13 protein-coding genes are annotated in these 13,272 nt (G+C 56.2%); 9 read left to right on the top strand and 4 right to left on the bottom strand.

Annotation, left to right across the window (positions count from 1 at the left end; translation table 11 throughout):
- Nucleotides 1-11: 11 nt before the first annotated feature.
- The 3 genes from PKO02S_RS16515 to PKO02S_RS16505 are packed head-to-tail and all read left to right on the top strand — an operon-like array spanning nt 12 to nt 2,516.
- Nucleotides 12-503, top strand: a complete 492-nt coding sequence (locus tag PKO02S_RS16515; protein WP_127584803.1) for an NUDIX hydrolase — start codon at nt 12-14, stop codon at nt 501-503.
- A 2-nt stretch (nt 504-505) separates the two neighbouring features.
- Nucleotides 506-964, top strand: a complete 459-nt coding sequence (locus tag PKO02S_RS16510) for a GNAT family N-acetyltransferase (RefSeq protein WP_127584801.1) — start codon at nt 506-508, stop codon at nt 962-964.
- Nucleotides 965-980: 16 nt separating this feature from the next.
- Nucleotides 981-2,516 carry an FAD-dependent oxidoreductase gene (locus PKO02S_RS16505; RefSeq protein ID WP_127584799.1) on the top strand — a complete coding sequence of 512 codons (1,536 nt, stop codon included), beginning with the start codon at nt 981-983 and terminating at the stop codon, nt 2,514-2,516.
- Between the two features lie 83 nt (nt 2,517-2,599).
- Here the strand turns inward: PKO02S_RS16505 and PKO02S_RS16500 are convergent, their stop codons facing one another.
- Nucleotides 2,600-2,887 carry a hypothetical protein gene (locus tag PKO02S_RS16500; protein ID WP_127584797.1) on the bottom strand — a complete coding sequence of 96 codons (288 nt, stop codon included), beginning with the start codon at nt 2,885-2,887 and terminating at the stop codon, nt 2,600-2,602.
- 106 nt (nt 2,888-2,993) lie between these two features.
- Nucleotides 2,994-4,064, bottom strand: coding sequence for a YheC/YheD family protein (locus PKO02S_RS16495; RefSeq protein ID WP_127584795.1), 1,071 nt, complete (start codon nt 4,062-4,064; stop codon nt 2,994-2,996).
- A 185-nt stretch (nt 4,065-4,249) separates the two neighbouring features.
- Between PKO02S_RS16495 and PKO02S_RS16490 the strand changes: the two genes are divergently transcribed.
- Together PKO02S_RS16490 and PKO02S_RS16485 are read left to right on the top strand one after the other, a co-directional pair.
- Nucleotides 4,250-5,977: a CgeB family protein gene (locus PKO02S_RS16490; RefSeq protein WP_127584793.1), complete on the top strand. Its 1,728-nt coding sequence runs from the start codon at nt 4,250-4,252 to the stop codon at nt 5,975-5,977.
- A 54-nt stretch (nt 5,978-6,031) separates the two neighbouring features.
- Nucleotides 6,032-7,315, top strand: coding sequence for a nucleotide sugar dehydrogenase (locus tag PKO02S_RS16485; RefSeq protein ID WP_127584791.1), 1,284 nt, complete (start codon nt 6,032-6,034; stop codon nt 7,313-7,315).
- A gap of 44 nt (nt 7,316-7,359) precedes the next feature.
- Here the strand turns inward: PKO02S_RS16485 and PKO02S_RS16480 are convergent, their stop codons facing one another.
- Both PKO02S_RS16480 and PKO02S_RS16475 read right to left on the bottom strand, forming a co-directional pair.
- Nucleotides 7,360-7,992, bottom strand: coding sequence for a DUF1796 family putative cysteine peptidase (locus PKO02S_RS16480; protein WP_127584789.1), 633 nt, complete (start codon nt 7,990-7,992; stop codon nt 7,360-7,362).
- Between the two features lie 118 nt (nt 7,993-8,110).
- Complete coding sequence (locus PKO02S_RS16475) at nt 8,111-9,652, bottom strand: stalk domain-containing protein (protein WP_127584787.1); 1,542 nt, start codon at nt 9,650-9,652, stop codon at nt 8,111-8,113.
- A 194-nt stretch (nt 9,653-9,846) separates the two neighbouring features.
- Between PKO02S_RS16475 and PKO02S_RS16470 the strand changes: the two genes are divergently transcribed.
- Genes PKO02S_RS16470 through PKO02S_RS16455 form a run of 4 tightly spaced genes read left to right on the top strand, consistent with a single transcriptional unit; the run spans nt 9,847 to nt 12,692 of the window.
- The gene (locus tag PKO02S_RS16470) at nt 9,847-10,605 is read left to right on the top strand and encodes an SDR family NAD(P)-dependent oxidoreductase (RefSeq protein WP_127584785.1); all 759 of its coding nucleotides are present in this window, start codon (nt 9,847-9,849) and stop codon (nt 10,603-10,605) included.
- Nucleotides 10,595-11,659, top strand: coding sequence for an S-adenosylmethionine:tRNA ribosyltransferase-isomerase (locus tag PKO02S_RS16465; protein ID WP_127584783.1), 1,065 nt, complete (start codon nt 10,595-10,597; stop codon nt 11,657-11,659). Before PKO02S_RS16470 ends, PKO02S_RS16465 begins: the two co-directional genes overlap by 11 nt.
- 24 nt (nt 11,660-11,683) lie before the next feature.
- Nucleotides 11,684-12,046, top strand: coding sequence for a VOC family protein (locus PKO02S_RS16460; protein WP_127584781.1), 363 nt, complete (start codon nt 11,684-11,686; stop codon nt 12,044-12,046).
- 13 nt (nt 12,047-12,059) lie between these two features.
- Nucleotides 12,060-12,692, top strand: a complete 633-nt coding sequence (locus tag PKO02S_RS16455; protein ID WP_127584779.1) for a helix-turn-helix transcriptional regulator — start codon at nt 12,060-12,062, stop codon at nt 12,690-12,692.
- Nucleotides 12,693-13,272 lie beyond the last annotated feature (580 nt).

Raw genomic sequence — 13,272 nt, 5'->3', positions numbered from 1 at the left:
GGAGGGCGTTCATGCTCAAGAAGCTCATCAATGCGCTGCCGAAGCGCTGGCTCGTGGCCCTGTACAAGCATACGCCGTTTCAAGGCTTCAAGAACACGATTGTCGCCTGGACACAGCCCAAATATGTCGTAGCGGTGCTCGGGGTCATCACGAACGACCAAGGCCAAGTGCTGCTGCTGAACCATCGCTACCGAACGAAGCAGCCATGGGGCATTCCGGGCGGATTCCTGGAGCTCGAGCAGCCCGAGATCGGCTTCAAGCGCGAGATTGAGGAGGAGACCGGGCTGATGGTGCGTATTCGGCTCGCCCGAGCCCTATTCGGCACGAAGCCGACGCGGATCGATCTTATCTATAGAGGCGAAGTGCTACGCGGAACGTTCCGACCGAACGAGGAGATCGCCGAAATCCGCTTCTGCACCCCGGGTGAATGGCCTGACGGAATGCCGGGGCATCAGAAGCAATTGATCCTGGACGTAATCGCGAATCCGAGCCGGGAGGTATGACCATGACAAGTCCACAAGCGATAGCGCGCATCATACGGGAAGACGAACTAAACGAGCTGCTCCAGCTCTACCAATATTTGCATGATTCGGATCCTGAGCTGGTTTGGGATGAGCCCCTTAAAACATTATGGGAAGAAATATTGAACGATCCCTCTATGCACATTCTCGTCGTGGAGGCGGAAGGCCGGCTGGTTGCGACCTGTGTCTTGACGCTGATCAAGAACTTGACCCGAGGCGCTCGGCCATATGGGCTGATCGAGAACGTAGTGACGCATGCCGAGCATAGGAAACAAGGATACGGCCGGATGGTGCTGGACAAAGCGGCGGAGATCGTGCGGCAGGCGAACGGCTACAAAATCATGCTGCTCACCGGATCGAAACGGGAGGAAGTGCATCGGTTTTATGAGGGATGCGGATATGAAGCGGGACGAAAAACCGGTTTTGTCCGGTCATTCCCGTAGAGATTAGGAGGTTGTAATGAACTTGCGCAAATGGTGGAACATGATTGCGCTGCTCGCGTTGACGGCCGCACTCGTGGCGGGCTGCAAATGGCCAGGCTCCGATGCCGGGTCTTCGACGACGCCTAAGCCGATTCCCAGCGTCTCCATGGATCCGACCAAGCCGGATATCGTGGTGATCGGCTCTGAAGTAGAGGGGATGTACTTGGCACGTGCGGCGCGCGACGAAGGGAAATCGGTGCTCGTCCTCGATCCGAGGGAGAAGCCGGGCGGCCAGCTCATCCAGGGGCAGATGATTTTTCTCGACGAACCGCAGGACGACAGCGGCAAATCGCTGGTCCAAGGACGCGTGAAGCTGCTGTTCGACGACTTCAAGAGCGGCAAAATTCGCAAGCCGGCCGAATATCAGGCTTACTTCAACAAGCTGATGGAGGGCATTCCGATCGAGTCCGGCATCAAGCTCACCGATATTCAAATAGACACAAGCGGGGGCAGCAAAAAACGGATCGGTCAGCTCAAATACAAGACGAAGGACGGGCAAGAAAAAACCGTCCATGCCGGCTACTATGTAGAAAATTCAGACTTCGCTGCGCTAACGAGCCGGCTCGGACTTCCTCGCATCCCGGGCATCGAGACCGCGCTTGGTTTGCCGAAGCCGGACCGGATGGCGTCCACCATTATGATGATGTTCAAGAACGTCGACTGGGATGCGTTCAAGGATGGCGTCTACAAGCTTGGCAAGAGAGAAATTGTGGAGCATTATGGCGACACGACTACGGTCACGAATGCGACCACTTGGGGCTTCGGCAATGTCGGCAGCCGCTACACACCGTCGGATCCCGAGCTGTTCCTGCGCGGCTTGAATACGATCAACTTGAAAGACGGCCAAGCGGCGATCAATGCGCTGCTCATCTACAACGTCGACCCGTCGAACGAGGCGAGCGTGAAGAGTGCGATCGAACGAGGGAGACGCGAGACCGATCTTGTTCTACAGCATCTGCGCAAAGAGCTGCCGGGTTGGGAGAAGGCGGAAGTGAACGGCTATCCGGAGTACTTGTACGTCCGCGATTACGATCGCTTCGAGACGGAATATGTTCTGCAAGCATCGGACATCATGAGCGGCAAGATGTTTGAGGACAATGTGGCGATCGCCGGCTACCCGATCGATCTTCAAGGAACGCTGACGCACCGATGGGGCTACAAGAAGGGCGACCCCGACAAATACGGCATCCCGCTGCGTTCCTTTATCCCGAAGGGCTACGCCAACATCATCACGGCCGGCAAAAATGTCGGAGCCACAGGAGCCGCCTACGGCAGCGCTCGGATCCAACCGAACACATCGCTCGCCGGAGAAGTGATCGGGCTCATCCTTTCGCAGTTGGACAGCAAAACAGGGATAACCGAGATGACGCCGGAGCAATTCCGAACGATTCGCACCTATATCGAAACGAATTACCGCATCAAGCTGACCGGACCGGATGGGGCGAATAAGGTCAAAAATTGGACGCCTGCTCAATTAGAGCAGCTGAACTATGGCACGGGCAAGGTGGATTAACCTTCCCCAAAAGAAGAGAGAGCCGTTCCAGAGGAACGGCTCTCTCTTCTTTTGAGGGCTTGTCCCCCCGTTAGAAGCGAATATTACGCCGTTTCGGATATGATGACGGCCAGTTGCGCCTCCAAAACGCCAGGAACGAGAACGACGGTTTGCACGCTAGAGCCTGGTACGGCCAGCACCAGATCCTGGTCGATGCCAAGCAGCGGCAGCAGGTCGATAGTGACTAATCCGCCGACTACCGGATAAGGCACCTCCACGAGCAGGTTGATGGCCAGCGGCAACGGGATAATCGTATCCGGCAGCGGGTCTATTCCGGGCAATACATAAGCCGTGAGCGAGATGGATACAAACGCTGTTGTTACAACTCCCATAGTGATCCCCTCCTTTCTACTGACATCCTATTAATATCTAAGGCGATGTGTGACGCTAGATTGCTATTTTGTATGTTTGTTCCAGTCTGAATTCCGTGCCCCGAGACTAGTTTAGAAGAGACTGCGCATAAACCAGCGGACTCGTCCAAGCGTTCCCCTCATACCAATCAGCAGATAGGGAGAGCGGGCTAGGAAGCGGGTTGATTTCGAATATCCAAAGCTGTCCCTGCCGGTCCAAGCCGAAATCCATCCCTAAATCCGCCATGTGCCAGCCTCTGCCGTCCAACTGCGAGCAGATGCGATAACCGAGTTCGATGACCGAGCGTTCGATCGATTCGATTTGCCGTGTTTGACTAGGAGAGTTCCCCGACATCGCTTTCCATTTGTGCATCGGCAGCATGATGGCGCGTTTGGGGACGATGTGGCTGCGGTTATGGGCGATGCGCAGCAGGACGAGCGAGACGACCCATTGACCCCGCGGCTTGCGGTTCATATGCAGGCGGAAATCGGTGACCCCGTTCATCCGAATTTCCGTCTCGATCGATTGCTGCATGAGATACATGTTCCGTCCGGCATACGAATAAAACCAGGCATAGAAGCTCCGGAAGCCGTCAAACTCGATCGTCTTCATCTCCAGCACGGATTCGTGGCTCGCTAGAATGGAACCGTTCTCGCGAAGCTGGAGCCGGACGATCCCCAAGCTGCTGTGCCCCAGATCCGCATCGATCGGTTTCAGGAAAATATCGCGATGTTTGGCGAGAAACAGCTGCAAGCCGGGATCGGCAGTCAACAGCTGCGTGTCCGGCAAAACACCGCGCAGCCTGCGGTCGCCAGCCAGTGTCGTCCAGCACTCCCATTTGTCGAACATACAATCGTTGAACACTTGGCTTCCCATTCTTTTCAACTGCTCCATCCAACGCCGCCCCGCAATACACTGCACGAAGACGACAGGGGGACAGGGAATCGTCTCTTCAACCGTACCGAAGGTTTGCCCCCCATGCCCCCATCTTCGGCCCGTTACCTTCCTCGTTTTCACATTGACGCGGTCCCGATCGAACAAGATCCACTCGTTTCGGTTACCAGCTTGCCCGAGCATCTGCAGCCGTTTCACCGCCATCTCATGCACATACGGACGATCGGCCGACACGCATATCCCAATGACTCTAGGTTCGTTCATGGTTCGCCTCCTTTCTATCAGACTATGAGTGATTCGCGGAATGGCGTCCGCATACGCCCGGTTGGGAGAAAATGTGCCTGTGCCGAAAGCCCGAATGCGATAGATGCCGTACCGCCTGAGCGAGAAAGCTCATATAGTAATCCAACGGCAAGAGAGTTTGAGGTTTCTAGAAAGGAGGAGCGAGGATGGGGAACGGGTTGTCGGATGCGGTTCGGATGTTGGATAGAAAGCGCAGGGCCATGCCGAAGCCGCTGCCTGGGAGCAATCGTCGGCCGGAGCTGGTCGTCGCCTGCATTCTCGATCCGTTCAGCTATGCTTGTTTCCGACACGAATGCCAGCTCGTCCCTCTAAAGGCGTACAGCTGGTGGGCGCAAATGGAAGAGATAGCTCCAGTCTTCTTGTTCGTCGAGTCTGCCTGGAGCGGGGCCGACGGGAGCTGGAAAAATGAGTTGAACGACAAACGCCCCGGTGACTTCAGCCAGCTGTTCGCCCTGCTCGACTATTGCCTCGAACGGGGCATTCCGACCGTGTTCTGGAACAAGGAGGATCCTCCGCATTACACCCAATTTATTGAAACGGCCAAACGCTTCGATTATATTTTCACAACGGATGCCGACTGCGTAGACAAATATAAAAAGGAAGCAGGCAAGGAGAAGGTGTACGTCCTGCCGTTTGCGGCGCAGCCTGCCCTCCATAATCCGATCGGCTCGAGCTACCGCTCTAAACTGCCGGTTGCGTTCGCGGGGAGCTATTACAAGGACCGTTACCCGGAGCGGCTCGCGGATGTTCCCATTCTCCTGGAGCCTGCGATGGCTCATGGGCTTCATATTTATGACCGACATTACGGCAGTCCTAATCCCAGCTATCATTTTCCGCCGCAATACGCGCCTTGCATGCTGCCCGGGCTTGCTTACGGGGAGATGGTGTTGGCTTATAAACAGTACAAAGTGTTCCTGAACGTCAACTCAGCCGCCCAAAGTCCAACAATGATCGCCCGGCGGATGTTCGAGCTGCTGGCCTCGGGTACGAATGTGATCAGCACGCCGGCCGAAGGCATCAACCGCATGTTGCCAGGTCTCGTGCCGATTGCAGCCGCTCCGTCGGAGACGCATCGCCATCTGGCTTATTTGCTGCAGCAGCAGGAGGTCTCGGAGAGGCTGAGCCTGCTCGGAGTCCGGCATGTATACGACTATCATCTGTACAAGCACCGTTTCGATGTGATTCTGGATAAGCTTGGGATGTCGACAAGCGAATCAGAAGGGGTGACGGTCGTCGCGTGGGTGCGGAATCCGGTGCAGGCGCGTTATATTTTGGAGCGGTACTATGAACAGTCGTGGCTCCGCAAGGAGCTTGTTTTGCTAGTAGGGAGGGAGGATCTGCTTCAGCTTCGGGAGAGCCTGCATCTGCATCATTCTTCTATCACGATCGTGCTGCTACGGAAGGAGGAGTCATTCGGTCAGGGGCTGCGTTATGCGATGACCCAGTCCAGGTACAACTACATGTCGCTGTTCCGGGAGAACTGCTACTATGCCCCTCATTATTTGAAGGACCTGATGCATGCCGCTGAATTTTCGAATGCTTCGATTGTGGGGAAGGGAGCTTATTATTCCTTTGGCGGAGCGGCTTCGAACCGTGGTTTGACGCTTCAACGGGAGGAGCTGCAGAACTTGTATGCGACTACTTTGTCGGACGGGGCTTGGATTGTCGCGAAAGAACTGTTCACTCGGGTTTCGCCGCCGGAGGAGCTTGGGGTTCCGTTTCAGCAGTTTTTGCAGCGATGTATGAGGCTGGGGGTTCGATTGTATTCGGCTGATAAATTCAACTATATCGAGGGTCTACGGGGCGAGGGGAACGATTGGGGCAAAATGGCGGCGGCAGCGGAGGCGGAACTGCGTAAGCAGGTGACCGTGTAAGTGTCAGGCGACCGTTTAGGGTGGCGTTCGTTTAAGCGTGGGAGGTGGCGTGTTATGAAGATCTGCCTTGTCGGCTTGGGGTACATCGGACTTCCGACCGCCGTCTTATTCGCGCGGAGCGGCTGTACGGTTCAAGGAGTAGATAGCCAGCCTTCCGTCGTGGATCGTATTGGGAGACAGATCGTGGACCCGCAGGAGCCGGGACTTCGGGAAGCATTGGCGGATGTGCTCGCGAGCGGGGCGCTTACAGTGTCGACGGAGCTTGTTGCAGCGGACGTCTATCTGGTCTGTGTGCAAACTCCGATGTCGGATAGTCGGGTGCCGGATTTGAGCTTTGTGGAGGCGGCGGCGGTTTCGCTGCTTCCCTGGTTGCGGAGCGGCAACCTCGTGCTGTTGGAGTCGACGGTTCCGCCAGGGACGATGGAGCGTGTGCTGCTGCCGATTCTTGGACGTACCGGCTTGCGGCTCGGCGAAGAGCTGCATGCCGCTTATTCGCCGGAGCGCGTGCTGCCGGGTCGAGTATTGCAGGAGCTCGCCGTTAACAGCCGCATCATCGGCGGAATCGACGACCGGTCGACTCGAATGGCTGTAGCGCTTTACCGGCATTTTGTGCGCGGCGACATCCACACGACCGATCTGCGAACGGCGGAGATGATCAAGCTGATCGAGAATACGTACCGGGACGTCAATATCGCGTATGTGAACGAGCTGGCCCGGCTGGCGGAAACGATCGGCTTCAATGTCTGGGAGGCGGTGCGTCTCGCCAACACGCATCCGCGGGTGCATGTCCATCAGCCGGGACCGGGGGTAGGCGGCCATTGCATCGCCGTCGACCCTTGGTTTATCGTCGACGCGGCCGCCGGCGACGCTCCGCTTGTGAAGCTGGCCCGCGACGTCAACGACGCGGTTCCCTTGCGGGTCGCGGCGAAGGTCGAAACGATGGTGGCTGGTGTGGCGGAGCCCGTCGTCACGCTGCTGGGGCTGGCTTTTAAAGGAGATGTGGCGGATACGAGGAACAGCCCTTCTGCAGCGGTTCGCGATGTTTTGGCGGCAAAAGGGTATCGATTGCGATTGTTCGATCCGTATGTCCGCCCGTCCGGGGATGGATGGGATGCGGCGTGTAACCTGGAAGCGGCGGCAGCCGGTTCGGATTGTCTAGTCTTGCTCACGGATCATTCGCTGTTCCGCGAGCCGGACTATCTCCTGCCGGCGATCGGAGGGATGCGGACGCGGCAAGTATTGGACACCCGGAATGTGCTGGACGGCGGTCGATTGGCAGCTTTAGGCGCGGTGTACGTGAGATTGGGAGACGGGAAAAAACCGGCGGAGCACGAGTGATGTGCTTGCCGGTTTTTTGGGGTGTTGTGCGGTTCGCGAAGCACCTATTTCACTAATGTGACCCCGCTCAGCAGCTCCCGCCACAGGGCATCGTTGCCATCCCAAATATCTTGGTTCGGCAGCTCGACGACACTGACATGCTCGAGTCCCCCATTTTGCTCCACGATGCCTTTCGCCCGGCTTGTATGTTGAACGAGCAGCACGCGGAACTCGGAATGGATGAGATTGGCGAGCGTCGCTTGAAGCTCTGCGGCTTCCTGATAGGAGCCGTCCGTCCGAATAAACAGGAACGATCGGCCGGCAGCTAGATGGTTCAGGAATCTTCTGACTCGGCGCTCTATTTTCTCCTGAAACTCGGAGTAAGTTAAGAGGCGGCCTCCCGGATTGCGTTCCACGGGGAAGTCATGCACGGAGTAGATGCCGTAAGCGGCGTCTCGCACCATGTAGCTGTACTTCTTGTGATCGAAGCCGGTCACCGTCATATTCGGCAGCTGCATGAAGCCGGAGAACCGGTTCTGCAGCAGCTGGTTCACACTCCCGAGCGATTCGGAGATCATCCAGTCCAGCACCCCCGTGGCGGAAGTAAGCTTGTTCTTGCGGAGCTGCATCCCCGGCAAGCAGTTGGAGCCCAAGCTGTACACCGCATCATAGCGGCCTTTGAGCTGTTGCAGCTGCATGCGAATTCCTCCTTTCTAGCAAAAATACAGTGGCTGTCTACTATATTTATGTTTGCTAGATTGGAAATGACTGGACTTGCCCCTAAATGGATCGCGAGAAGTTGCAATAGTGTGAGGCTTATTTCCCAGTCGATGGAGTAGTGATTTTGACCGTTTTCGTAACGTCATCCCAAGCCACTACAGTGCCAAGAGATTCGGCAATAAAACGGACCGGGACGAATGTGCTGTCGTTCAGAATCACGGCAGCGGCATCCAGCTCTACTGGAGCCCCGTTAACCAAGGCTTGCTGATCGCCGATTTTTAGCGAGATGCGAGTTTGACCTCGAATGGCATGCACAGTGCTCGTGCTCTGCTCCCACTCTAGAGTCGCACCTAACACTTCGAATATTTTACGCATCGGCACCATCGTTTTCTCGAATATTAGCACGGGGGAGTGATCGAAACGAATGGCTTTCCCATTAATATCCACTTTAATCGTATCGATGTCTTCGAGAATTTGATTCTCGTAGCTTTTAATCATAACCGGAACGGTCCTCCACCACTCTGTCCCATCACCAACGTATCCGTCCCCCCACGACCATAGTGTTTGATCCCCCCTTAGTGCCATTACACTATTACCGGTTGTAGATGAGGAGATTTGAGTGATATGAGTAAGACCCTTTACTTGAACCGGAATGCTGGAGTCTTCATAGGATCCGATCCCCAATTGACCTCCTCGGTTAGTCCCGTTAGCCCATACGGTTCCATCCTTCAACAAGTAGACTGCGCCGCCTGAGGTTGCCGAGATATCCGCCACATTTTGGAGAAAAGGGTTCCGAGTGGGAGCCTCTTTGGCTACTGTAGTCCCGTCTCCAAGACGCCCATCGTAATTTTGTCCCCATGCCCAAACCGTACCGTCGTTCTTCAAAGCGTAGGAGCTTCCTGAGCTGGCGGCCACTTTCACGATATCACTTAAGCCTTCAACTTGGGCTGGGAGTCCATTTTTACCATTGGTCCATACAGTCCCATCGCTTTTAACGGCGAGCAAATTCCCCGTATACCCTGTCGCTATATCTGTCATGTCGGTCCAGCCAATAAGCCTCGCGGGAATTTTGGTGTAGGGGACAGAGATGAATCCCCAGCCCCATACGGTACCGTCCTCCTTAAGTGCAAAGCTGGCGGCGAAATTGGCAACGACTTTCGTGATTTGCTTCAGTTCACGCACCTGCACCGGAACGGCACGATCTTGGTTGTCCAAAGCTTCTCCGGAGCCGGTCTTCCGGGTAGTTTCAAAGCCGTCTCCAATTGTTCCATCCGTGTTGGCTCCCCAGCCCCATACAGTACCATCCTGGCCAATCGCAAATGAGTGAATATTGCCTGCTGCAATGCCTCGAACGTTGGAAATGTTTTTTACTTGTACAGGCGACTCCACCGGAGCCCCCATTCCACCGTTACCTACTTGCCCAGAACGATTCCCTCCCCAAGCCCATACAGTCCCGTCCGATTTTACAGCAATTTTATGAGTGCCTCCAGCTGCAATCTGAGTCCATCCGATGGTTGATTCCGGTTCCCCGGAGGCTAGTGTCTCCGCATGAACAGGCAGAGAAGAAACTGTGAATGCGAGTGAGATCAGGCATAGGCAAATACTTGCGGAACGGATAAAGAAATTTGGTCTTTCCATGGCTTTCAGATCGCTCTCCTTTTTGTAGCAATAATTAAATATTGTAACAGAATCTGGTGGGGAAATGGGGGCATGAAAATGAAAATAATGGTTTACAAATTGGAACGAGAAGCATATTATAAACTAAACAAACATAAATATTTATAAAGTTATTTAAATTCGAAAACAATCCAAACCGATGAGGAGCGATCGACATGGCGGCTAACGGAATCTTTCAAGGGAAAACGGTAATGATCACAGGAGCGTCGAGGGGGCTTGGGCGGGCGCTTAGCTTCGCTTTCGCGGAGCAGGGAGCCAAGCTGGCGTTGTCAGCGCGGGGGGAGGCGGCTTTGCTGCAGGTTAAGCGAGAGCTGGAAGAGCTAGGCGCTGAAGTGTTGGCCGTGGCTGGCGATATGTCGCAAGCGCGGGATGTGGAGCGGTTCGTCGCCATAGCGGAGGATACGTTCGGCAAGCTCGATGTGCTAATCAACAATGCGGCGATGCTGGGAGCTAGCCCGATGCCATTGTTGCTCGACTATCCGGAGGCGGATTTCGCGGAAGTGCTGCGTGTCAATGCGGTTGGACCCTTCCTTGTCACGCGTCGGGTGCTCGTCAACATGCTTCGTCATGGACAGGGAGCGGTGATCAATGTAACTTCCGAAGCGGGACGCGTCGGGTATGCCGGATGGGGCGCTTATGGGATATCCAAATTCGCTTTGGAAGGGCTGACGCAAACATGGGCCGATGAATTGAGCGAAACCGCCGTGCGGGTGAACATGGTCGATCCGGGCAGCATGCGGACGCTGATGATGGCGCTGGCCGATCCTGATCCCGATTACGAGCTTGCCGACCCGCGCGATGTGACGGATGTGTTCCTTTATTTGGCGTCCGATGAGGGGGCTGGTGTGAACGGGCAGCGTTTCGAGGCTCAGGCGTTCATAAGGCCGGAAGGAGGCGGGGACGATGGACGCTAGATTGGCACATTTCGAGCTGCCGGACGCTTTGAACGCGACAATGCCGCCTGAGCGCAGGGAGATTCGCAGAGATCACGTGAGAATGATGGTGCTGGACCGGTTGACGGGGCAAACGACTCATGCGCGTTTTTATGAGCTGGAACGTTTTTTGCGGGCGGGCGACTTACTGGTGCTGAACTCGAGCCGGACGATTCCGGCGATTTTATACGGGGCTTGGGAACGTGGGGGGATTGAGCTGCAGAAGCGGGTGGAGCTGCGGTTGGCCAGAAGGGTGGACGAGGAGAGCTGGGATGTGTTGCCGGTTGTGACTGGCGGGAGCCGCTCGGTTGCACCTGGGGATACGTTTCGCATCAAGCCTTCGCTTGTCGCGACTGCTGCGGAGTGCGTAGGGGAAGGATTTTGTTCGCCTTTGTTGGTGCGGATTGTTTTTTCCTGCAGCGGTACGGAGTTAATGGACCAAATATATGCGCTCGGGGAGCCTATCCGTTATGAATATATCAAGCAGCCCTGGGAGCTCGATTACTATCAGACGGTGTACGCCTCCACGCCGGGTTCGGTCGAGATGCCTTCGGCGGGCCGTGCTTTCAGCTGGGAGCTGCTCTTCAAGCTTCAGCGCCGGGGGGTACAGATCGCTTACGTGGAGCTCCATACGGGACTGAGCTATTGGCTCGAGGAGGGGGGCCATCCGGCTCCCGAGGTCAATTATGAGAAGTATGTGGTTCCGGCTGAAGCCGTGGAGCAGATTCGTGAAACCCGGAAGTTGGGAGGGAGGGTTGTGGCGGTTGGCACGACGGTCGTGAGGGCGCTGGAATCGGCGGTTGGGGAGGATGGCGTGTTGCTGGAGGGGGCCGGCTGGACGAACCTGTTTATCGACCGCACTCGACCTTTGCGTGTTACGGACGGGTTGATCACGGGATTCCACGAGCCGGAAGCGAGCCATCTCGACATGCTGTCTGCTTTTATCGATCCGGAGCTGCTGGGTGAAGCGTACCAGGAAGCCATTGCGCAAGGTTACTTGTGGCATGAGTTCGGCGATATGAATTTGATTTTGTAAGAGGCGAGGGGGTGGCGCGGCGGCATGAGAATGCATCATGTGGCGCTGGAAGTGAGCGATCTGGAGCGGTCGGCCCGCTTTTACACGGAATGTGTTGGCTTTCGGCGGGAAATGCGACTACAATGGGAGGAAGAGCAGCTGCTGTTCCTGACGCTGGGAGATGCTCGATTGGAGCTCGTGCAACCTTTGGAATGGGCGGGAAGGCCGACCGGCGTGCATCTGGCGTTTGAGGTGGGCGATTGGGACGGCTTGCAGGAGCGGCTGGTGAGCTGGATCGGGTATGGCAGCGGTGGGGAGCCGGAGCTGGTCGTGATGGAGAACGGCTGGCAAAGTATGTTTGTGACCGGACCGGACGGAGAAGAGTTGGAGTTTATGCGGATTAAGTAGGGCAGGTGAGCATATGTCGAAGGCGAAGAGCACGAGACAGATCATCCTCGAGATGTTGAAAAAAAACGATGCGCTGACGGCGAACGAAATGGCCGCGCAGCTTCAAATAACGGATATCGCCGTGAGGCGGCATCTACAGTCGCTGGAGAAGGATCAGCTGGTGCAAACTAAGCTGGTGCGCCAGGCGATGGGGCGGCCGACGTATGCGTACACGCTGACGGAGAGCTCGGAGCTGATGTTTCCGAAGAAATATGCGGACATCACGCTCGACTTTCTGCAGGATGTGCAGGAGCTGCAGGGCGAAGCGATGATCGACAGCTTGTTCGAGCGGCGAGAGAAGCGGCTGAGGGAGAAGTACGGGCAGGCGATGCAGGGGCAGGAGCTGGAGATGCGGGTCGGCGAGCTGGCTCAGCTGCAGGACGATCGCGGCTATATGGCGGAGTGGCAGCAGGATGCGGCCACGGGGCGTTATGTGCTGACCGAGCACAACTGCCCGATCCATGCGGTGGCGCATCAGTTCCACCAGGCCTGCAGCAGCGAGCTGGCGCTGTTCCGCAACGTGCTCGGCGCGGACGTACAGCAGGTGGAGTGCAAGGCGAAGGGCGGGCACCGGTGCGTGTACGTGGTGTCGCCGAAGGCGGAGTAGGTAGAAGTCAGGGAATTGGTCCCTGGCTTTTTTTTGTTGGTTGGCGGGAAGGGAGTGCGGGTGGTGGAGCGGGAGGGCGGCAGGTAGGCGGAGAATGGCGGAATGGTGGAGCGGGACTGCAGGTAGGCAGGTAGGCGGAGAATGGCGGAATGGTGGAGCGGGACGGCAGGATGAGATTGTCTGAAAGATAAATGGGGACATGGACGAGAGTTGATGAAAAATAGCGATACGGCGATACGGCGACGGCATAACGTTATTTGACGAGATGGTTAGTTTGGCGGAGAAATAAGTCGATGCCGTCGATGCCGTATCGTTATTTCCAGATTTCAGCGACGTTTTGGCGTTTCCGGAGCAAATAACGTTATGGCGAAACCGGGATCACGCTAGTTGCCCCGAAACATGGGGATCCGGGCGCCGGGGAGCGAAGTAAGGTGATGCGAAAAGTAGGATTGTATTATGGTGGGATAGCAGGAGAGCAGGAGAGCAGGAGAGTAGGAGAGTAGGAGAGTAGGAGAGGGGGATAGCTGGATAGTAGGAGAGTAGTAGCTCAGCCCGCCGATGAGTCGGGTTTTGCTTCGCC

Origin of the sequence: Paenibacillus koleovorans NBRC 103111, from assembly GCF_004000845.1 — a bacterium.
Classification (GTDB): Bacteria; Bacillota; Bacilli; order Paenibacillales; family NBRC-103111; genus Paenibacillus_AA; species Paenibacillus_AA koleovorans.
Note: the sequence above shows the minus strand (reverse complement) of the source record. Positions and strands in the feature narration are given on the sequence as shown.